We start from the raw sequence: 21,913 nt of genomic DNA on the forward strand, positions 1-21,913 counted from the left end.
GCGCCGATCCACCTTCTCCCACAAGGGGAGAAGGGGAGAGGCCCGCATGACCCTCGGCGCCAGCATCACTCCCGAAGGCATCCGCTTTGCCGTTTGCTCCTCATCGGCCAGACGTCTTTGGGTCTCGCTCTTCGACGACAGCGGCGCGCGCGAGATCGACCGGCTGGAACTCAACCCGGAAGGCGAGGGCGTGCATGCACTCCTTGTCCCCGGCCTTGGGAACGGCACGCGTTACGGTTTTCGCGCCGACGGCGACTATGCGCCGGAGCGCGGCCTCTGGTTCGATCCGAACAAGCTTCTCATCGATCCGTATGCCGTCGAGGTCGATCGTCCATACCAATATCACTGGAGGCTGGCCGCCAAACGCAATGAAGGCGCCGACACTGCGCCGCTCATGCCGAAGGCAATTGCGCATTCCCTGCCCAAACCGCAGCCGCCCCAGCCGCCGCTGTTCCGGCCCGGCGGCCTGATTTACGAACTCAACGTCCGCTCCTTCACCAGGCTGCATCCGGACGTCCCCGAGGCCCAGCGCGGCATCATCGCGGCGCTTGCCCATCCGGCTGTCGTCGAGCATCTGAAGCGTCTCGGCGTTTCCGCCGTCGAGTTGATGCCGATCACGGCCTCGATCGACGAGCGCCATTTGCCGCCGCTGGGGCTGAACAATGCCTGGGGCTACAACCCCGTCACCTTCATGGCGCTCGATCCCCGCCTGGCACCGGGCGGCCTGAGCGAATTGCGCGATACCGTCGCGGCGCTGAGTGAAGCGGGTATCGGCACGATCCTCGACCTCGTCTTCAACCACACCGGCGAAAGCGACCGGCTCGGGCCGACACTGTCGCTGCGCGGCCTCGACGCCCGGACCTATTATCGGCACATGCCGGACGGCCGACTGGCCAATGACACCGGCACCGGCAACACCGTCGCCTGCGACCACCCGGTCGTGCAGAGGATGGTGCTCGACACGCTGCGCCATTTCGTCCGCCATGCCGGCGTCGACGGCTTCCGCTTCGATCTGGCGCCGGTGCTCGGCCGCGTTGACGGCACGTTCGATCCGGAGGCGCCGCTTCTCGAAGCCATCGCCGGCGACCCCGTGCTCGCCGACCGCGTGCTGATCGCCGAGCCATGGGATATTGGCGCGACCGGCTACCAGCTCGGCAATTTCCGGCCGCCATACCTTGAATGGAACGACCGCTATCGCGATGACGTCCGGCGTTTTTGGCGCGGCGACACGGGCGCGATCGGCGCTTTAGCCACGCGGCTTGCCGGCTCCTCCGATGTCTTCGGCAGGGCGGGCCAGCCGGTGAGCCGCAGCGTCAATTTCATCGCCGCGCATGACGGCATGACGCTGGCCGACATCGTTGCCTATGAGAAGAAGCACAATGCGGCCAATGGCGAGCACAATCGCGACGGCCACAATGACAATCTGTCGTGGAACAACGGTGTCGAGGGCGAGACCGATGACGCCGAAATCGCCAAGGCCCGCTTCGGTGACCAGCGCGCGCTGCTTGCGACGCTCTTTGCCTCGCGCGGCACCATCATGCTGACCGCCGGCGACGAGTTCGGCCGCACACAGAAGGGCAACAACAACGCCTATGCGCAGGACAACGCCATCACCTGGCTCGACTGGGCCGGCCGCGACCGGGCGCTGGAGCGGTACACAGCAGCGCTTGCGCAACTGCGCCGTGCCTTTCCGCCGTTATCCGACACGAATTTCCTGACCGGCAAAGCTGCAGACGGAATGGAAATCCCGGACGTCGAGTGGTTGACCGAAACCGGCGCACCGCTCGGCGAGGCCGACTGGAACGATCCCGGCCGTCACCGCCTCGTCATGATCCTCGGCGATAGCCAGCGCGGTCGCCTTGCCGTCATGGTCAATGGCGACCGCCGCCAATGCGTCTTCACCTTGCCGCCGCGAGATGGCTACGAGTGGCGTTCGGCGATCGAGACGCGGGCGATCGACCTTGCGCGGCCGCTGCCCGGCCGCACCATCAATTTCATGATCGAGCGCAGGGCGGCCGGAAACGCCCACGCCGGGAAGGGTTCGTAATGGCTGGTGGGAATGCCGAATGGTGGCGCGGCTGCGTGGTCTACCAGATCTATCCGCGCTCCTTCCAGGATACGAACGGCGACGGCAGCGGCGATCTCAAGGGGGTAACGTCGCGTCTTGCCCATGTCGCTTCGCTCGGCGTCGACGCCGTCTGGCTCTCGCCCTTCTTCAAGTCGCCGATGGCCGACATGGGCTATGACGTGTCGGACTATCGCGATGTCGATCCGATGTTCGGCACACTGGAGGATTTCGACGCGCTGGTCGCCGAGGCGCACCGGCTCGGCCTCAAGCTCATCATCGACCAGGTGATCTCGCATTCGTCCGACAAGCACGAATGGTTTGTCGAGAGCCGCGCCAGCCGTGACAACGCCAAGGCGGACTGGTATGTCTGGGCCGACGCCAAGCCGGATGGCAGTGCGCCCAACAACTGGCAGTCGCTGTTCGGCGGGCCGGCCTGGGAGTGGGACGCCACCCGCCGGCAATACTACATGCACAATTTTCTGGCCGCGCAGCCGGATCTGAATTTCCACAATCCGGAGGTGCAGGATGCGGTGCTTGACACCGTGCGCTTCTGGCTGGAGCGCGGCGTTGACGGGTTCCGGCTGGATACCGTGAACTACTATGTCCACGACCGCTGGCTGCGCGACAACCCGCCGCTGGCTTCAAGCGTCGCCGGCACCAACGTCGCCACCACCACCTACGCCTTCCAGGAGCATCTCTTCGACAAGACGCGCCCCGAGAATCTCGATTTCCTGAAGCGCTTCCGCGCGTTGCTCGACGAATATCCGGACCGTGCCGCCGTCGGCGAAGTGGGCGATGAGGAGCGCTCGCTGCAGACGCTCGCCGCCTACACCTCCGGCGGCGACAAATTGCAGATGTGCTACACCTTCGACCTGCTCGGCCCGCAATTCTCGGCCGCCCATGTGCGCGGCTGCGTCGAGGCGTTCGAGAACGCGGTTGCCGACGGCTGGGTCTGCTGGGCCTTCTCCAACCACGACGTCATGCGCCATGTCAGCCGCTGGACGCAGCCGGGCGAAAATCCTGATGCGGTAGCGAAATTCGCGATCGCGCTGCTGTCCTGCCTGCGCGGCTCGATCTGCCTCTACCAGGGCGAGGAGCTTGGGCTGGAGGAAGCCGAGCTTGCCTATGAGGACCTGCGCGATCCGCTGGGCATCCGTTTTTGGCCGGGCGTGAAGGGCAGGGACGGCTGCCGCACCCCGATGGTGTGGGAGGCCGGGGCCGAAAATGGTGGCTTCTCCGTGGGCAAGCCCTGGCTGCCGGTACCGCCGTCGCATCGCGCCCGCGCGGTCGATGTGCAGGAGGGCGAGGACGGTTCTGTCCTTGCCGCCTATCGCTCGATGCTGGCCTTGCGCAAGCGCCATCCGGCGCTGATCGCCGGCTCGATCCGGTTCCTAGAGGCGGCGGGCGATGTGCTTGCTTTCATCCGTCAGCACGAAAACGAGAACTTGCTATGCGTCTTCAACTTCGCCGGTGAGCCGGCGAACTGGACGCTGCCGGCCGAGATCAGCGATGTCGAGATAACGGTTCTTGCCGTAGACGTCGCCGGCGTTCTTGGCGGTGTTCTCGGAGAAACTGCGCTGGCGCTGCCGCCTGTGGGGTGCTTCGTCGGGAGAATTGGCTGACGGTCGCTACTGCACCAGCACCGAGCGTCCGCAAGTCGCGCCGGTGACCCGCACATAGGCCTCGCCGACATGCACGCCAAGCACCGCAAGCACATTGTAGACGAGGTTGTCGACCGGCGCGGTGACGCCGTTGAGCAGCGTCGTCACCGCCGGCTTCACCGTGCCGAGCAGGGTGGTCGCGTCGAGACCGAGGCCGAGCGCGTTGACCGTCAGCGACAGGTTGTTCACCAGCGAGGTGGTGAGCGACTGCGTCAGGTTCTTGGTCGACACTGTCTTGATCGCCTTGTTGGCGATCTCGGTGGCGCTGAAGGTCAGATTCGTCGGCGCCATGTTGGTGACCGAGAAGGCCGACGATCCCTTGATCTGCAGCAGATTGAGGTTGATCAGCAGCATCTTGAGGCTGACGTCGGCGATGTCGGCGTCGCTGAAGGATTGCGGCTTGCCGAAATCTGCGAAGCCGCTGGCGTTGCTGTCGGCGAGATGGGCCGCGACGACGCCCGGCTGCGCGGCGATTGAGACCTTGATGCTGGAGGGGCCGGTCGGGCAGCTGATGTCGGTCAGCTTGGCTTCGGCATAGGCGACCTCGATATTGAGCGGCAGGTTGACGGCAAGCAGCTTGACGCCGCCGCCCAGATTAATGCCGGCTGTGCCATTTCCGGTGCCGTTGCCGAAGCCATTGCCGTTGTTCCCGTTTCCAATCCCGACGCTGGCATTGAGCTTGATGCGCGTCTGCGCCGTGCGCACCACCGTGCCCAATTCTCCCACCGCCAGCCATGGCAAGGATTGCATGGGTTCGCCGATGGCGACCTGGAGCGTCGTCGATGTCAGTCCCGGTATCGTCGCCCCGAGGTCGACCGTAACCTGGTTCGTGCCGTTGGCGAGCGCCGCGGCTGCGCTCAGCATGCTCATGGCGCTGGCGCTGACCGAAAGCCCGGCGGGCTTCTGTCCGAGCCCCAGACTGCCCACCGAGCCGAGGTCGACGAGGTGGCTAAGCGGGATCTTGACCGAGTTGGTGGCGCTCGAGGCCATAGTCTGCAGCGCGAGCTTGGCGGTGCGGTCGAGCCCGGGCACGTTGGCCATCGCGGTGGCGATCTGGCCGACCGTTGCCTTCGAGCCGAGCACGTCCGAATAGGTAACACCGGTCAGACGCAGCTGCGTCGCCAGCGCATCGGTGAAGGAGAGCACGTCGACATCGGCCGAGATCAGCGAATTGTAGTCCATCACGCTGAGCGAGAGGTTGCCGCCCAGAAGCGCGCCGAGCAGCGCGTTGAGGACGCCGCCATTGACGCTGGCGAGGCGCGATCCGACCGAGAATGCTGCTGCGGGCTGGGCGCTTGCGGTGGCTGTCGTGCCGATCACCGGCGGAGCCATCACCGAAGCGGCGAAATAGAGCGTGCCGAGCTTCTTCATCGACACCTGGACGGCATTGTAGGGCAGCTTGCCCGCTTCGAAGCGGCTGCCGGCCGCGATGGAACTGACCCCCGAATAGCGTCCGGGCACGACCTCGACGACCGCCTTGCTGCCGGTCGGCTCGATTTTGGTGCCCTGCTGCTGCACGGCGACGGACGTGATTCCGTTGTCCCTCAGCGTCGTCAGCACGGCTTGCTGGGCTTTGTTGATGTTGGCGGCGGCGGTGATCGCGGCGAGGTCGACGATCGACTGCGCGGCGCGGCGTTCGTTATAAAGCGAGCCCTCATCGATCGCGAACGCGGTCAGCGTCAGCGCCACTGGCGTGCAGAGCGCGGTCATAACCGCGAAATTGGCGCGCCGGTCGGCGATCAGCCGTCGCGCAGCGTCCATCACTCTCCCCGCGGAGTAGCGCATCATATGCCTCCGACCCGGATCGTCGACTGGCGCTGGATCGTGGTGCCCGGCAACGGCAGCGTCCGGAACAGGCTCCAGATCGGCAGGTCGCGCGCGTCATAGCTGACTGAGACGATGAACTGGCTGCCGTCGACGGTACTGTCCTTGGCGTCGACCGTCAGCTTTTTCGGGTCGACAAAAGCATAGCCGGCGACGTCATGGCTGATGAAATCGGTGACCAGCGCCTGGCGCTCCGTCTGGTTGAGGCCGGCGATCGCCGTTCGCGCCGCGTCGGCGGCGATCTGCTGGACCGAATGGCTGGCGCCGAAATAGATTCCGTATGCAACCATTCCGAGCAATAGCAGGATGAAGATCGGCGCCAGCATGGCGAATTCGACCGCAGACGTGCCCGCGGCGTCAGCCCGGAAACGGAACCAAGTAGCAAGGAAATTTCGGTTCTTCAGCATGGGCCGGAGAATGCCAAAACCTGCTTGCAAAAACAGAAAACGGCTGGGACAACCGAAAGGTGCACACAGTTGAACGGGACGCCTAAGCTTTAGATATCGCTGTTTTAGCGAAACGCTGCTCACTCAACGTCAAGCAGCGGGCAGTTGAAATAAGATATTCCTCTGTCTAGTCTCCCGCCACCAGCCGCCGGAAGGGAACCGGGGCGCGCTCAAAAGGGACCCGTTGACGGTTCCGGGGCGTCAACACTCAAGGCGTGGTTGAGGGGCCGCGCCAACAAGGGAGAGACTTCATGCTCAAAAACCTGCTGAAGGCGACCGTGTTCGCCACCACGATGGCTTTGGCGACCGGTGCTTTCTACACGCCCGCCTTTGCCGAGACCGTCTACAATCGCGGATCCGCTGCCGAGGCGGAGACGGTCGATCCGCACAAGACGTCGACGGTCTACGAGGCCGATATTATACGCGACCTGTTCCAGGGCCTCGTCATGCATGACCCGAAGACGAACCTCATTCCGGGCGCCGCCGAAAGCTGGACGGTGTCCGACGACGGCACTGTCTACACCTTCAAGCTGCGCAAGGACGGCCTGTGGTCGGATGGCAGCCCGGTGACGGCGGACGACTTCGTCTACTCGTTCCATCGGCTGGAAGACCCGGCCACCGCTGCAGAATACGCCTCGATGCTCTATCCGGTGAAAGGCGCCGAGGACTTCAACACGAAGAAAGGCAAGGCTGAGGATATGGGCGTGAAGGCGATCGACGCCAACACCCTGCAAGTCACGCTGAAGGCGCCGACGCCCTACTTCCTGGAGATGCTGACCCACCAGGCGACCTATCCGGTCAACAAGGCTTCGATCGACAAGCTCGGCGCGGACTGGATCAAACCGGGCAAGCTGGTCTCCAACGGCGCCTATACCTTGGCGGAGTGGATTCCCAACGACCACATGAAACTGGTCAAGAACTCGAAGTTCTGGGACGCCGCGAGCGTCAAGCTCGACGTGGTCAACTACATCCCGACCGAGGATCGCTCGTCCGCGATGAAGCGCTTCGAGGCCGGCGAACTCGACAGCTATGGCGACCTGCCGACCGAACAGCTCGCCGATCTCAAAACCAAATTCGGTGACCAGATCCGTGTGGGGCCATATCTCGGCACCTATTATTATGCGGTCAAGACCGATAAGGCGCCTTGGGACAACGTCGAGCTGCGCAACGCCATCTCGATGGCGATCGATCGCGACTTCCTCGCCGAGAAGGTCTGGCAGAACTCGATGCTGCCCGGCTATTCGATGGTGCCTCCGGGCATCGAGGGCTACACGCCGGCACTGGCCAAATACGCCGACATGTCTCAGATCGACCGCGAGGATGCGGCCAAGAAAGTGCTGGAAAAGCTTGGCTATACACCCGAGCATCCGTTGAAGATGGAGATCCGCTACAACACCTCGGAGAACCACAAGAACACCGCGGTCGCCATCCAGGAACAGCTGAAGCCGCTCGGCATCGAGGTGACGCTGCTCAACACCGACACCAAGACCCACTATGGCTTCCTCGAGCAGAAGGGCAACTACGACGTCGCCCGCGCCGCCTGGATCGCCGACTACAAGGATCCGGAGACCTTCCTCGGCATCTCGCGCAAGGCGAGCGGCAACAACTACTCGAACTATAACAGCCCTGCCTATGAAGCCGCCATGGACAAGGCAGCCGCCGCCGGCGGCAAGCCTGAGGAGCGCATGAAGGACCTCGCCGCAGCGGAGCGCATCCTCGTCGACGATGTCGGCCAAATCCCGCTGCTCTACTACAGCTACCACGACATCGTTTCCTCCAAGCTGCATGGCTTCGAGGACAATGTGATGGACATTCATCCGTCTCGCTTCATCTCCAAGGACTGACAAGGAACCTTGGCCGTGCCGCCGCTCTCTTTTAGGGAGCGGCGGCCGCGGTCTGTCGTCGTGCCGGGCCGAAAGTCGCATTGGATTTTCGGCGATCGCGGTGCGAAGATCAGAGATGCCAGCGCGCCACGATCTCGTCTGGAGAGCCGTCGCCCTGGCTGAAGCGGGGCGCCGATGCTGCGTTATGTCTTCCGGCGGCTATTGACCGCCATCCCGACGCTGTTCGTCATCGTGACGGTGGCGTTCTTCCTGATCCGCGTCGCGCCAGGCGGCCCGTTCAACCAGGAGCGGGGCTTGAGCCCCGAGATCAGGGCCAATCTCGAAGCCCAGTTCGGCCTCGACGATCCGCTCTGGCTGCAATATCTCCACTATCTCGGCAATCTTTTGCGCGGCAGTTTCGGACCGAGCTACAACCTGCCGGATTTCACCGTCACCGAACTCTTCGCCAAGGGCCTGCCGATCTCGGTGCAGATCGGTACCTCGGCGCTGGTGCTGGCGCTGCTGCTCGGCTCGATCCTCGGCACGATCGCCGCGCTCAACCAGAATAAAATAGCCGACTATTCGGTGATCGCTCTAGCCACCGCCGGCAGCACCATCCCCACCTTCGTCACCGCGCCGGTGATCCAGCTCGTCTTCGGCCTTTCCTGGAAGCTGTTGCCGATCGGCGGCTGGGGCGACGGCGCCTTAATCAACAAGGTCGGGCCGGTGCTGACGCTTGCCCTGCCTCAGATCGCCATCGTCGCCCGCCTGATGCGCGGCTCGATGATCGAGAGCCTGCGCTCGCACCACATCCGCACCGCCCGCGCGCTCGGCCTCTCCGACTGGTCGGTGGTGGTCAAGCACGCGCTGCGCGGCGCCGTGCTGCCGATCGTCTCCTTCACCGGTCCGGCGGCGGCGGCGCTGCTCACCGGCTCGATCATCGTCGAGACCATCTTCTCCATTCCAGGTGTCGGCCGCTACTTCGTCGACGCCGCGCTCAACCGCGACTACACGCTGGTCATGGGAACTGTGGTGGTGATCGCGCTCTTCACCATCGTCTTCAACCTGATCGTCGATCTTCTCTATGCGGTCGTCGATCCGAGGGTGCGCTATGACTGAGCTTGCCGTAGCCGCTCCGGAGCCGATCGTCGGCCGCTCGCTCTGGGGCAATGCTTGGGCGCGGCTGAAGCGCAACCGCGCCGCCATGTTCAGCCTCTACTATCTGGCATTCATTGCCGTCATCAGCGTGTTCGGCCCTATGGTCGTGCCGCATGAATACACGACCATCTATGGCGACTATGTGCGCACGCCGCCGAGCCTGTCGGCCTATCCGAAGCCCGACATGATCCAGGGTGCGCTGAGCGACGCGATCAAACGCATGCGCGTCGACATCAAGGAGTGGCACCAGGACGGCAGCCGCGTCGTCGTCACCGTCACCTCCAAGAAGCCGATCGACGACCGCAATATCCGCTATCTCGACCGCTCCGACGCCTTCGACGACACGAAGATCGAGAGCAAGTCGCCCGATGGGCTCGAAATGACCATGAGCTCGGCCGTCAAGCAGCAGTATTTCTTCTTCGGCACCGACAACACCGGGCGCGATCTCTTGTCTCGCACGCTGATGGCCGGGCGCATTTCGCTCGCGATCGGCCTGCTTGCCGGTGTCGTCGCCGGCGTCATCGGCGTGATCTACGGCGCGACGGCCGGCTTTGCCGGCGGCAGGGTCGACGAGGTGATGATGCGCATCGTCGACGTGCTCTACTCGCTGCCCTTCATCTTCTTCGTCATCATGCTTGTGGTGTTCTTCGGCCGCAACTTCGTGCTGATGTTCCTGGCGGTGGGGGCGGTGCTGTGGCTCGACATGGCGCGCATCGTGCGCGGCCAGGCGCTGTCGATCCGCAGGCAAGAATACGTTCAGGCGGCGGAAGCGATGGGCGTCGGCCAGCGCGGCATCCTCGTGCGCCACGTCATCCCCAACCTGCTCGGGCCGGTGGTGATCTACATGACGCTGCTGGTGCCGCAGGTCATCATCCTGGAAAGCTTCCTGTCCTTCCTCGGGCTTGGCGTGCAGGAGCCGATGACCAGTTGGGGCGTGCTGATTTCGGTCGGTGCCAAGAACATCGGCTATGCCAACTGGCTGCTGTTGTTCCCGGCCTTCTTCCTCGTTTCGACGCTGTTCGCGCTGAACTTTGTCGGCGACGGCCTGCGCGACGCGCTCGACCCCAAAGATCGATAAGGATGGGGATCGCTGACATGGCTTGCGAAACGATCCTCAGCGTCAAGGACCTGCGCGTCCGCTTCCAGACCCTCGACGGCACGGTCGAGGCGGTGAAGGGCATCAGCATAAAGGTCAATGCCGGCGAGACCGTCGCCGTTGTCGGCGAATCCGGATCCGGCAAGAGCCAGACTATGATGGCGGCGATGAGCCTGCTTTCCTCCAATGGCGAAGCGACCGGCCAGGTCGATTACCGCGGCCGCAACCTGCTGGAGATGACCAAGAGCGAGCTCAACAAGGTTCGCGGCCGCAAGATCAGCATGATCTTCCAGGAGCCGATGACCTCGCTCGATCCCCTCTACACCATCGGCAACCAGCTCATCGAACCAATCCGCCGCCATCGCGGCCTGAGCGCCCAGGCCGCGCGTGAAGAGGCGCTGAAGCTGTTGAGACTGGTGCACATCCCCGATCCCGAGCGGCGGCTGAAATCCTATCCGCACGAAATGTCGGGCGGCCAGCGCCAGCGCGTCATGATCGCTATGGCTTTGGCGAACGATCCCGACATCCTGATCGCCGACGAGCCGACGACGGCGCTGGACGTCACCATTCAGGCGCAGATCCTGATGCTGCTTGCCGAACTGCAGCGCAAGCTCGGCATGGCGATCGTCTTCATCACCCATGACCTCGGCATCGTCCGCCGTTTCGCCGACCGCGTCTATGTCATGCGCCAGGGCGAGGTGGTGGAAGAGGGCGAGGCGGAAGCGCTTTTCGCCAATCCGCAGCACGCCTACACCAAGATGCTGCTCGCCGCCGAGCCGACCGGCACCAAGGCGGCCGCGCCCGCCAATTCGCCCGTGCTGCTCGAGGGCCGCAACGTGGAGGTCGTCTTCAAAATCGGCGGTGGTTTTCTCGGCGGCGAGCCGCTGATGTTGCGGGCCGTCGACAAGATATCGATCCGGCTGAAGCGCAACCAGACGATCGGCATCGTCGGCGAGTCCGGCTCCGGCAAATCGACCCTCGGCCGCGCGCTGCTGCGGCTGCTCCCCAGCGACGGCGTCATCCGCTTTGGCGACCGCGACATCTCAGAGGCCGACCGCCACGCGATGCGGCCGCTGCGGCGCGAATTGCAGCTCGTCTTCCAGGATCCGTTTGGCTCGCTGTCGCCGCGCATGACGGTTGGCCAGGTCATCACCGAAGGGCTTTTGGTGCACGAGCCTTCGCTGACGGGCAAGCAGCGCGACCAGCGTGCCGTCGAGGCGCTGCGAGAGGTCGGCCTCGACCCGAACGCGCGCAACCGCTATCCGCATGAATTCTCCGGCGGCCAGCGCCAGCGCATCGCCATTGCCCGCGCTATGATCCTGAAGCCGAAAGTAGTGGTGCTTGATGAGCCGACCTCGGCGCTCGACCGCTCGGTGCAGAAGCAGATCGTCGAGCTATTGCGCAAGCTGCAGGCGGACCATGGACTGTCCTACCTCTTCATCAGCCACGACCTCGCAGTGGTGCGCGCCATGGCTGACTACATCATCGTCATGAAGCAGGGAAAGATCGTCGAGGAAGGGCCGGCCGAGGAGATCTTCGGCAATCCGCGGGAAGCCTACACGCAGACACTGATGAAGGCGGCGATCGATACGACCAGGTTCCGCATCAGCGCTTGAGACTTCCGCTGCTCGGCGACGCCCTGGTCACTGCGAGGACGGGCAGCGGCTCTTCCTGGCCGTGATGATCGCCTGCTGCTGTTGCTGCAGCCGCTCGATCCTGGCGGTATCGCGATTGGCCACGACCGTCTTCACGCGCTCGCCGCCGAGCAGCCAAGTCGGCACGCTGGTATTGGCGACCTTGCCGCGGCTGATCGCCGTCCGCGAAATATCGGTGGCGGTGTCGCCGAGCGCACTGTTGAGCTCGGCGCAGCTCATCCCGTCGTATTTCGCCGGATTGATCGACGCAACACTCGACGAGCAGCCTGCGATCAAGGTCAACGGCAAGAGAGCCCGCAGCGTGAACTTCATACTCTTACCCCGGTCTCGCCGTTCCAAAAATCGTCCAGCAGCTCTCGAATGGGATAGCGGCAACCATTAGGCCAAAGTGAGGGCCTATTGTCGACCATTTATCTGATTGATTGATTGACGGCAGGCTTTTGCGGAAGGCTGGCGGCGGCGAAAGCGCGTGGCTTGATATCGATGCGGATACAGAGCCACAAGAAACGCCGGACAGAGGTCCGTCCGAATCGAGAGCCGTAAAATTGTATTGCGGTCCGTTACCGATCCTTAGGCATGGTTGAAACTGCTCTGCGGCGTTAACGCGACGGTTGCATTGCGTCTGCGATATTGCCGGCTGCACAACGCAAGGTGGGGCCTCCATGATTGACCAGATACGCTCGCTGCTCGAGCAGCATCCGATGATTCCGCTGAATTTCGGCACGCTCGCTGACGACGCCAATCTCTATGACGCGGGGCTGACCTCCTTCGCCTCAGTGCAGATGATGCTGGCGCTCGAAGAGGAGTTCGACATCGAATTCCCCGAGACGATGCTGACGCGGCGCACCTTCTCTTCGCTGGCCAGCATCGCGGATGCGGTTTCGCAGTTGACGCGCAAGGCGGCGTAGCCATGAACGTGTTGAGAAAGATAGAGGCGGCCTCGCTCGCGGAGGCGCCCGAAGCCGCGACCGAGCGCATGCGCCGCGTCGCCGAGATCGCCGCCGGCCATGCCGACCCCGTCGACAAGGAGGGGCGTTTCCCGGCGGAGACGATCGAAGCGCTGAAGCGCGAGCGCCTACTCGGCGTGGCGATCCCGATCGAGCATGGCGGCGAGGGGCTCGGCACGATGCAGATCGCCGACCTCATCGTGCAGCTCGGCCAGGCCTGCGGCTCGAGCGCGATGATCTATGCCATGCATCAGATCAAGACGTCGAGCTTTGTCACTCACGGAGGCGCCAGCGATTGGCACCGCGCCTATATGCGGCGCATCGCCGACGAGCAGCTTCTGATGGCTTCGGCGACGACGGAGGCCGGCATCGGCGGCAATTTGCGCAATTCGATCTGTGCGGTCGAGGTCGCCGGCGGGCGCTTCGCGCTGACCAAGGAAGCCACCGTCATCTCCTATGGCAACTATGCCGACGCCATCCTCGCCACGGCGCGTCGCGCCCCGGATGCGGCCAGCTCCGATCAGGTGATGGTGGTGATCCCGGCCGATGCCAACCGCACGCTTGAGCGCACGTCGGTGTGGGACACGCTCGGCATGCGCGGCACCTGCTCCGACGGCTTTCATCTGGTCGCCACGGGTGACGCGGCGCAGATATTCCCGAAGCCGTTCTCCGAGATCGCGGCGCAGTCGATGCTGGCCAGCTCGCACATCTTCTGGGCGGCGACCTGGTTCGGCATCGCCGCCGACGCCTTCAATCGGGCGCAGGCCTTCGTCAAGGCGGCGGCGCGCAAGCAGCCCGACTCCATGCCGCCGGGCGCGCTGAGGCTTGCCGAAGCGGCCGCCCTTTTGCAGGAGATGAAAGGCCACCTTGCGGCCGCCATCCACCGCTTCGAAGCGGCCGCGGGCGACGACGACGCGCTGTCTTCGATCGGCTTCGCCGCCGAGATCAACGCGCTGAAGGTCGCGGCCAGCGAGAAGGCCGGCGCCGTGGTGCGTCTCGCCATGCTGGTCAACGGCATTCTTGGCTACAAGAACGGTACCCCGTTCAGCGTCGGCCGGCACCTGCGCGACGTGACCTCGGCGCCGGTGATGATCTCCAACGACCGCATCCTTTCCAATACCGCGACGCTCATGCTGATGAGCCGCTTTGACACCGGCCTGGGGAGCTGAGATGGACGCCAAGACATTCGACTCCAAGTCGCTGCTCGACAGCCTGTTCGAGAACGGCATCCTGTTCGAATCCGGCGTCGACGGCCTTTATGGCCGTTCGGGCGCGTTCGAGGACGTGATCGAGCGGTTCGAGCGTCTCGTCACCCGGCTCGGCGCGCCCGACAAGGCCACCCGCATCCATTTTCCGCCGGGCATGAGCCGCGCGACGCTGGAGAAGAGCGGCTACATGAAGAGCTTCCCGCAGCTTGCCGGCTGCGTGCATTCCTTCATGGGCGGCGAGCGGGAGCATGCGCAGCTGCTCGGCATGCTGGCTGACGGCGGAGACTGGACGGAGCTGCAGAAGGCGACGGACCTCGCGCTGACACCCGCCGCCTGTTATCCGCTCTATCCCACCATCGCCGCGCGCGGCCCGGTGCCGGCGCAGGGCTTGCTTTTCGAGCTCTCCTCCTACTGCTTCCGCCACGAGCCGTCGAAGGACCCGGCGCGCATGCAGCTCTTCCGCATGCGCGAGTTCGTCAAGATCGGTACGGCCGAGCAGGTGCGCTCGTTCCGCGAAAGCTGGCTGAAGCGCGGCAGGGCCATGATCGAGTCGCTCGACCTGCCCTGCGAGGTCGATCTTGCCAACGATCCGTTCTTCGGCCGCGGCGGCAGGATGATGGCCAACAACCAGCGCGATCAGGGCCTGAAATTCGAGCTGCTGATTCCGGTGACCAGCATCGAGAAGCCGACCGCCTGCTTGAGCTTCAATTATCACCAGGACCATTTTGGCCAGACCTGGGGCCTGAAGTTCGCCGACGGGGAGTTCTGCCATTCGGCCTGCGTCGGCTTCGGGCTGGAGCGCGTGGCGCTGGCGCTGTTCCGCCACCATGGGCCGGACGCGGAAGCCTGGCCGGCGCCGGTCCGCGACGTGCTCTGGAGCGTGTGAGATGCTGAGAGCGATCGCCGGCCTCGATCCGGCCACCTACCGGCCGCACTGGCTGCACGATCCGCAAAGGCGGTGGCCGCAGACCAACTGCTACGTGGATCTTCTGATCGAGGTTCTGCACGCGACCGGGCACGATCCGGTCGCAGCGCTCGGTTTCACCGCGGCGCAGGATTTCGAAGGTGATCAGTTCACGTTCTTCAAGTTCCCGACCGCCGACCTGCAGAGGCTGGCGGGGCTGGACATCCAAGAGCTGGCGGTCTTCGAACGGCTGGAGACGCATGTGCTGACGCAAGTCGAGCTCGGCCGGCTGCCGCTGGTCGAGGTCGATGCCTTCTACCTGCCCGACACCAAAGGCATCACCTACCGCAGCGGCCATTCCAAGACCACGGTCGGCATCAATGCGCTCGATTCCGAGGCGCGGCATATGCGTTACTTCCACAATGACGGCTACTTCGCGCTCGAGGGCCAAGACTATGACGGCATCTTCGGCCAATGGGATGGTGTGTCGGCGGGCGACCTGCCGCTGTTTCCTTACGCGGAATTCGTGAAGCTCGACGCCACGCGCCCGGCCCGCGACGCGGTCGGGACCGCGGCGGCGCTGCTCACGCATCACCTGAAGCGGCGGCCGAAGCGCAATCCGCTCGACGCCTATGCGGCCGCGTTCGGCCGCCACGCTGAAAGGCTGGCGACGAAGTCGCCTGCCTATTTCCACACCTATGCCTTCAACACGCTGCGGCAGGTCGGCGCGAATTTCGAACTTCTTGGCAGTCATCTCGAATGGCTGGGGCAGCACGGCGAAACCTGCCTGGCAGAGGCGGTGCAAGCCGCCGGCAACATTGCCGAGGGCGCCAAGGTCATGCAGTTCAAGCTCGCCCGCGCGATGGCGCGGCAGCGCTTCGACGGCTTGACGGAAGCAATCGCGCCGATGGCGCAGGCCTACGAAACGGTGATGGACGTGCTGGACGCCCGCATGGCCGATGTCGCCTCCAAGGCGGCCTAGCGGGCCGGCCGACGCGCATTTGATGATGGGTGGGGGAATGGACGCCACGGTGTCGATCGCCGGCACTGCCGGATTGCTGGATCGGGGGTGGCGGATGGCCATCTCGGCGGCAGGTGCCTGGGCTTCGCCGAATGACATAGACGCAAATGCCGAATGGCTGGACGCGGCCTGTCCCGGCACGGCGGCCGCCACGCTGGAAAAGCATGGCCGCTGGGACCGCAAGCAGCCAACCCGGCTGCACGACCGCGATGTCTGGTACAGCCGCAGGCTCGACGCGACCGGTCCGGTGCGGCTGGTGTTCGAGGGGCTGGCGACTGTCGCCGAGGTCTGGCTTGACGATCGGCTGTTGTTCACCTCGACCTCGATGTTCGAGCGCCATGAGGCTGCGGTAAGCCTTTCAGGGGGCGAGCAGCTCGCCATCGTCTTTCGCAGTCTCGACCGCCATCTGGAAACGGCGATCGGTCCGCGCGCCCGCTGGCGCCCTCGCATGATCGACGATCAGCGGCTGCGGCTGGTGCGCACGACCCTGATCGGCCATATGGGCTGGTGCCCGAGCTTCGATGTCGTCGGGCCGTGGCGTCCCGTCAAGCTGATCCACGAAAATGGCGGGCAGCGCATCCTCGATGCCGACATGCGCGCCAGGCTCGACGGCACGACCGGGCATCTTGCCGTTGCGATAACCCTCGCCGAACCCTTCGACAATGCGCAAACGGCGCATGTCCGCTGTGCCGGAGTGCGCGCGCCCCTCAAGTTCGAGACACCCACCCGGCTGACGGCGGAATTGGCCATTGCCGATGTCGCCCCATGGTGGCCGAACAGACATGGCGAGCCGGCGCTGCACGAAGTCATGGCGACGCTGGGCACGGTGCGCAGCCGGCTGGGCCGAGTCGGATTCCGCCGCATCGAGATCGATCGCGGTGCTGACGGACGCGATTTTCGCCTGGTCGTCAACGGCGTGCCGGTGTTCTGCCGCGGCGCGGTCTGGACGCCCTCCGATCCCGTGCGACTGCCCTGCGAGCGAGCCGAAATCGAGCCCGACCTCGATCTCGCGCGCCAAACCGGCGTCAACATGCTGCGGCTCGGCGGCACCTTCGCCTATGAAAGCGATGCCTTCCACGAGCTGTGCGATGAGATGGGCATTCTGGTCTGGCAGGACTTGATGCTTGCCAATTTCGACTATCCGGCGAAGAGCGCGGCCTGGCGGGCGGCGCTGTCGCGCGAGGTGGAGAACCTGTTGGGGCGGCTTCGGCATTCGCCGTCGCTGGCGGTGCTGTGCGGCGGCAGCGAGGTGGCGCAGCAGGCCGCGATGCTCGGCATGCCGGTGGCGATGGATCCGACACCCTGGTTCGACGATGTCGTGCGTCCGGCCGCGCAGGCGATCCTGCCCGATCTGGCGCTCGTGTCCTCCTCGCCCTCCGGCGGCAGCCTGCCCTTCGCCGCGGATGGCGGCCCGACGCACTACTATGGCGTCGGCGCTTATTGCCGGCCACTGGAGGACGCGCGCCGCGCGGAGGTGCGTTTCGCCAGCGAATGCCTCGCCTTCGCCAACGTGCCGGAACAGGCGACGCTCGATGAGCATCTGCCCGTTCCGCCCGGCCACGATCCGCGCTGGAAGGCCGGCGTGCCGCGCGATGCAGGTGCGTCGTGGGATTTCGAGGACGTGCGCGAGCATTATCTGGAGACGCTGTTCGGTGTCGACGCTCGCCGGCTGCGCATGGAGGATCCGGCGCGCTACCTCGACCTCTCGCGCGCCGTCATTGCCGAGGTGGTTGAGCGCACGATCGACGAATGGCGCAGACCGGCCTCCCCGACGGCGGGCGCGCTGGTGTTCTTCTGGAAGGATCTGCGCCCGGGAGCAGGGTGGGGCGTCGTCGATTCTGCCGGTCGGCCGAAATCGGTCTGGCATGCGCTGAGACGCGCCTTCGCGCCGCTCCGGCTGACGCTGAGCGATGAGGGCGTCAACGGGCTGAGCGTCCATCTCGTCAATGACACGGCAAGGGCAGTCGAGGCGACGCTATCGCTTGCCTGCCTGCGCGACGGCGTCACCCCGGTGGTGGCGGCGCGCCGGCCGGTCACTCTGCAGGCGCGCGGGACGCAGTCGCTTGCGGCATTCTCGCTGCTCGGCGCCTTCTTTGATCTGTCTTATGCCTATCGCTTCGGCCCAGCGGGGCACGAGGTAACCGTGGCAAGGCTGGAAGACCGCGACGGCGAGATCCTGGCCGAAGCCTTTCATGTGCTTCCCGGCGTCATGACCGCGCGACGCGATGTCGGCCTGTCGGCAGGGCTGATGCGCGGACGAGACGGCTGGCGCCTGCGGCTCGCTTGCAAGCGCGCCGCCTATCACGTCGCCATCAAGGATGGGCTGTTTTTCCCGCGCGAGAACGGCTTCCACCTGATGCCGGGCGCGGTGAAGGAAATTGGCCTGGATGGGCCGGCCTCTGCCACGCCGGCCGGCGTCGTGACGGCGCTGAATGGCGATCGCGAGGTGGCCTACGATGCGCCGCAAGCCGACAATGTAGAGACCAGGGTGGAGAGCATGCAGTCGTTGCGGCCTGCCGGGAGCGTGGCATGAAGGGGGTCGTCTTCGCCGACACGATCGGCTGGCTTCATGAAGGCAGGGGCACCGGGCGGCGCGGCCGGGGTGTCGTGATCGCCGGGGCGCATGGCCACGAGGACCTGTGCAGCCGGCGTTTCCTGCGGCTTCTGGCTGACAAGCTGGCCGAAAACGGTCTGCCGGCGCTGCAATTCGACTATCCCGGCTGCGGCAATGCCGCCGGGGATCATTCAACGCCCGGTCAGGTGCAACGGTGGACGGCGAGCATAGGCGCAGCAATCGATCGGCTGAAGCAGGATTGCGGCGTGGCGGACGTCATTTTGGTCGGCTTCCGGCTTGGTGCCCTGCTGGCCCCGCTGGCGGCGGCCGGACGCGACGACGTGGCGGGTCTCGTGCTGCTCGCGCCGCCGTCCTCCGGCAAGGCCTATGTTCGCGAGATCACAGCCATGTCGCGCATGATCGACGCGCCGCTGGCCAGCCGCTCGGCGGGCGAAGGGGTTTTCGCCGAGGGGCGCGAGGCCGCCGGCTTCCGAATTTCGCATGAAACGCTGGCTGATCTCTCGGCGCTCGATTGGCGGCATGCCGCGGCTGGCCTTCCATCCCTGCCGATGCTGGTGCTTACAAACGGCAAGCCGCTGGCTGCCGAAGAGGTCGGCGGCGACTCGGCGGGCGCTGCGGAAATCGCGACGGCCGAGTTCGATGGCTATCCTCTCTTGATGTGCGACCCGACCGCCAACCGGATTCCGGCCGCCGCTCTCGATCGCTGCGCCGCCTGGATCGCCGACCAGGCCGGCGAAGCGGCAGCGGGAAAGGCCATGCCGCGCGATGTATCGCAGATCCTGGACGGTCCGCATTACACGGAAAGCCCGGTGCTGATCGGACCGGCGCCGATGATCTGCGGTGTGCTTTGCCGACCGCGCGGACGCCAGACCGAGGCCGAGCCGGTGATCTTCCTCAATGCCGGTGGCGTGCCGCATGTCGGCTGGGCGCGCGGCACGGTGGAAGCGGCGCGAGCCCTGGCGGCGGAAGGCGTAGCCTCGCTGCGCGTCGACCTGCCCGGACTTGGCCTGAGCGATCCGACCGAGGAAGGGCGCCTGTTCCTTTATGACCGGCGCACGCGCCATGATGTAAGTCGTGCGATCAACTGGATGGAGCGAGCCGGCTACCCCGGGGTCGGCCTGGTCGGCACCTGCGCAGGCGCATTTCAGGCTTTTCACGCCGCGCGGGCCGATCGGCGGGTACGGATGCTGACCATGATCAACCCGCTCTGCTTCGCCTGGAACGGTTCCTACGCGCTGGAGATGGCGGTCTGGAAGACTTACGAGACGTCCAAGGCCGTGCTCGGGCAGAACGCTGCCGCCAGGCAGGAGAGCCGCGAGCCGGCCGACGCCGCATGGCGCGGGATCGCTTCGCGATGCGCCCGGCTGATCGTCCGGCGCGGGCTGGAGGCGATTAAGTCCACATTGTCGATGCTGCATCCGGCCGCGCTGCTTGGACAGCGGCGGGTGGAACGCTGGATGCGCGACCTATGCGGCCGCGGCGTGCGGGTCCTCCTCGTAACCTCGGAAGGCGATCTGAGCCTCAAGGAGATCGCCCGCCATTTTGGCTCGGAGGAAGAGCGGCTCGATAGCATTCGCGGCGTGACCAGGGTCTCGCTGCCGAATGCCGACCACACGCTGACGCCGTATCACGCACGGCGCGCCGTGATCGCTCGCCTGATCGACCATGGCGGCATCAGGCGTGACGGTTATGCTCGTTCCGAGCCGGTGCGCGCGACGGCAAGCCCTTCCTTCCTGGCGCCGTAGGGGATCATCAGTTCGGCTTGAGTATTGACATGCGGCAAGCGCGTCGCGTCTTGAAGCGTCACGCAGCGATACGGTTCTCCTGCGCGAAGCCGAAAGGTTTGAATAATCAGGGAAACTAAAGATTTTCGGGAGATTTCGTTCTGGTCGGAGTGGCAGGATTTGAACCTGCGACCCCATCGTCCCGAACAAGCTGTCTTGCCAGAAAAAGCCCGGAATTCCGGGCTTTTGCGATTAATGATCGGCCACTTTTGAGGCCTTTGTTCACGTTTGTTTCCGGGGTTTCAGGTGGGTTTCAGGTGGGAGACGCCCGATCGGACGATGTTGCTCTTCTGGCGCGTCATCGGCGCCTTGGCCGTGATCGCCGCTGCGGCGTCGGCCTGGAAATCGGGGTGATGGTGGTAATAGTGCTTGCGCAGCACGGCTTCCGTCATGCCGCAGAAGTCGGCTGCCTTGGAAAGCTCGACGCCGTTCTGCATCAGCCACGTCGCAGCAGTGTGACGCAGCGTGTGCGGGGTGACGTCGGTGACGAAGACTTTGCTCTCGACGCCTTTGACGATCCGCGCCTCGTACCAGCCGAGGCCAGCGCTCTCGCAGGCCGACTTGAAGGCCTTGCGAACGGAGCGAACCGGGCCGCCTTCCCATTCGACGATGAAATCGTGCGCGATCATGCGGCCGATCGTGCGGCTTTTGCCGCGTGCCTTGGTCTTGATGTCAACCGGGGTAAGCGCCCAGCGGCGCATGTGCGCCAGCAGCCGGTCCGGCAGCCTGACCGGCGGCTGTCGCTTCCTGGTCTCGACCATGTCGGCGGCTCGCCTGAAGAAGACGCCGCGCTCAAGGTCGACGAAGCCGCGCCCCACTGTCGGCCGTGTCGCGGCCCCGCAGATGGCGGCGGATCGCGTGCCGGTGTAGAGCCCGGTCAGGATGAAGCGCGCCACGTGCCGGCCGGTCCGGCGATCGCTCTCTTGCCCCTTCCAGGTCTGCCGCATCTGCCAAGCTGCCCAGAGCAGCCTCGCCGCCTCTGATCGCGTCAGCGCGCGCTTGGCCTTCTCGGATCGCGCCGGCAACACGATCTTCGGCACGGCCGTGATGTATTTTTCGGCGTGATAGTGGTTGATCGCCGCGCGCAGATCCTCCAGCTGCCGGCGTCCCATCGCTGGCGTCGGCAGGATCCGGCCGTTCTTGGCCGGGCCGCTGACATATTCCCGGCAGAGTGCGCCTGAGATGTCGGCGACCGTACCGGTGAAGAAGGTTAAAATGGCGAGCAGGCGCGCGGCCGTTTCCTTGCGATAGCTCTGCGACGGATTGAGCGCGACGACGTCTTCCGCATAGACGTTGATGACGTCGGCGATCTTTACTTGGTCGGGGTCGCGGTTGCGCTGGCGCGTCGGCTGATGTTTTTCGCTGATGTAGTCGGCGAGCTGCCTTTGAGCTTCAACAAGCTCGCTCTTGCCGCAGCCAGTGGGATGTCGTCGTCCGGCGTCCTCGATGTACCAGCCGGCCTTGCTGCGCAGGCTGCCGTCGGCCTTTCGGCTCTCGGATCGCCAGACGAGTCGGATTCCCTTGCTTGGACGCGGCATAGCTTCCTCATTCTCCCGATTGCTGCGAGTGTGGTGTATTCCTTGCCGGCGATGATTTCCGTCTCTAGCCGCCCGCGGTCGCGCTCCTTGCGCAAACCGGCTGGGCCCATCGAGCCATCAGGGAAAGCAATCCGGGCCGCGATGTCCAGCCGCAGCGGCGCGTTTTCCGTGTAGTCATCCGATCCGTTCATTGAGTGTCGTTGCC

The 21,913-nt window shown here is 64.9% G+C and carries 16 protein-coding genes; 12 read left to right on the top strand and 4 right to left on the bottom strand.

All coding sequences use genetic code 11. From position 1 onward, the window contains the following. Nucleotides 1-46 precede the first annotated feature (46 nt). Nucleotides 47-2,047, top strand: coding sequence for a glycogen debranching protein GlgX (gene glgX / locus A9K66_RS22195; RefSeq protein WP_067327925.1), 2,001 nt, complete (start codon nucleotides 47-49; stop codon nucleotides 2,045-2,047). Further along, a complete protein-coding gene (locus tag A9K66_RS22200; protein WP_067327926.1) occupies nucleotides 2,047-3,690 on the top strand; it encodes an alpha-glucosidase family protein in 1,644 nt (547 codons plus the stop codon). Before glgX ends, A9K66_RS22200 begins: the two co-directional genes overlap by 1 nt. Before the next feature lie 6 nt (nucleotides 3,691-3,696). Here A9K66_RS22200 and A9K66_RS22205 read toward each other — a convergent pair whose 3' ends face one another. Both A9K66_RS22205 and A9K66_RS22210 read right to left on the bottom strand, forming a co-directional pair. Next, nucleotides 3,697-5,490, bottom strand: coding sequence for a pilus assembly protein TadG-related protein (locus A9K66_RS22205; protein WP_245307640.1), 1,794 nt, complete (start codon nucleotides 5,488-5,490; stop codon nucleotides 3,697-3,699). A gap of 23 nt (nucleotides 5,491-5,513) precedes the next feature. Next, on the bottom strand, nucleotides 5,514-5,960 hold the full coding sequence (locus A9K66_RS22210) for a TadE/TadG family type IV pilus assembly protein (protein ID WP_082954015.1): 447 nt from the start codon (nucleotides 5,958-5,960) through the stop codon (nucleotides 5,514-5,516). Nucleotides 5,961-6,250: 290 nt separating this feature from the next. On the opposite strand from A9K66_RS22210, the gene A9K66_RS22215 reads away from it, so the two are divergent. From A9K66_RS22215 to A9K66_RS22230, 4 genes are all read left to right on the top strand, one after another. Next, nucleotides 6,251-7,843: a peptide ABC transporter substrate-binding protein gene (locus tag A9K66_RS22215; RefSeq protein WP_067327928.1), complete on the top strand. Its 1,593-nt coding sequence runs from the start codon at nucleotides 6,251-6,253 to the stop codon at nucleotides 7,841-7,843. A 174-nt stretch (nucleotides 7,844-8,017) separates the two neighbouring features. After that, entirely contained in the window at nucleotides 8,018-8,941 is a 924-nt protein-coding gene (locus tag A9K66_RS22220; protein WP_066997760.1) for an ABC transporter permease subunit, read from the top strand. After that, nucleotides 8,934-10,058 carry an ABC transporter permease subunit gene (locus A9K66_RS22225; protein WP_067327929.1) on the top strand — a complete coding sequence of 375 codons (1,125 nt, stop codon included), beginning with the start codon at nucleotides 8,934-8,936 and terminating at the stop codon, nucleotides 10,056-10,058. Before A9K66_RS22220 ends, A9K66_RS22225 begins: the two co-directional genes overlap by 8 nt. A 17-nt stretch (nucleotides 10,059-10,075) precedes the next feature. Continuing rightward, nucleotides 10,076-11,692: an ABC transporter ATP-binding protein gene (locus A9K66_RS22230; RefSeq protein ID WP_067328032.1), complete on the top strand. Its 1,617-nt coding sequence runs from the start codon at nucleotides 10,076-10,078 to the stop codon at nucleotides 11,690-11,692. Between the two features lie 27 nt (nucleotides 11,693-11,719). Here the strand turns inward: A9K66_RS22230 and A9K66_RS22235 are convergent, their stop codons facing one another. Continuing rightward, a complete protein-coding gene (locus tag A9K66_RS22235) occupies nucleotides 11,720-12,043 on the bottom strand; it encodes a hypothetical protein (protein WP_067327930.1) in 324 nt (107 codons plus the stop codon). Nucleotides 12,044-12,393: 350 nt separating this feature from the next. On the opposite strand from A9K66_RS22235, the gene A9K66_RS22240 reads away from it, so the two are divergent. The 6 genes from A9K66_RS22240 (at nucleotide 12,394) to A9K66_RS22265 (ending at nucleotide 20,131) form a co-directional block, all read left to right on the top strand. Beyond that, a complete protein-coding gene (locus A9K66_RS22240; RefSeq protein WP_067327931.1) occupies nucleotides 12,394-12,639 on the top strand; it encodes an acyl carrier protein in 246 nt (81 codons plus the stop codon). Between the two features lie 68 nt (nucleotides 12,640-12,707). Further along, entirely contained in the window at nucleotides 12,708-13,847 is a 1,140-nt protein-coding gene (locus tag A9K66_RS22245; RefSeq protein WP_095823921.1) for an acyl-CoA dehydrogenase family protein, read from the top strand. A 1-nt stretch (nucleotide 13,848) separates the two neighbouring features. Continuing rightward, on the top strand, nucleotides 13,849-14,772 hold the full coding sequence (locus A9K66_RS22250; RefSeq protein ID WP_067327933.1) for an amino acid--[acyl-carrier-protein] ligase: 924 nt from the start codon (nucleotides 13,849-13,851) through the stop codon (nucleotides 14,770-14,772). Between the two features lies 1 nt (nucleotide 14,773). After that, on the top strand, nucleotides 14,774-15,772 hold the full coding sequence (locus tag A9K66_RS22255) for a DUF1839 family protein (RefSeq protein WP_067327934.1): 999 nt from the start codon (nucleotides 14,774-14,776) through the stop codon (nucleotides 15,770-15,772). 37 nt (nucleotides 15,773-15,809) lie between these two features. Then, the gene (locus tag A9K66_RS22260; protein ID WP_067327935.1) at nucleotides 15,810-18,344 is read left to right on the top strand and encodes a glycoside hydrolase family 2 protein; all 2,535 of its coding nucleotides are present in this window, start codon (nucleotides 15,810-15,812) and stop codon (nucleotides 18,342-18,344) included. After that, a complete protein-coding gene (locus A9K66_RS22265) occupies nucleotides 18,341-20,131 on the top strand; it encodes an alpha/beta fold hydrolase (protein ID WP_067327936.1) in 1,791 nt (596 codons plus the stop codon). The genes A9K66_RS22260 and A9K66_RS22265 overlap by 4 nt, the downstream gene beginning before the upstream one ends. Before the next feature lie 281 nt (nucleotides 20,132-20,412). Here A9K66_RS22265 and A9K66_RS22270 read toward each other — a convergent pair whose 3' ends face one another. Further along, nucleotides 20,413-21,708 (bottom strand): tyrosine-type recombinase/integrase, encoded by a 1,296-nt coding sequence (locus A9K66_RS22270; RefSeq protein ID WP_067327937.1) that lies wholly within the window; start codon nucleotides 21,706-21,708, stop codon nucleotides 20,413-20,415. Nucleotides 21,709-21,913 lie beyond the last annotated feature (205 nt).

This window comes from Mesorhizobium sp. AA23 (genome assembly GCF_001672435.1).
Taxonomy (GTDB): Bacteria; Pseudomonadota; Alphaproteobacteria; order Rhizobiales; family Rhizobiaceae; genus Mesorhizobium.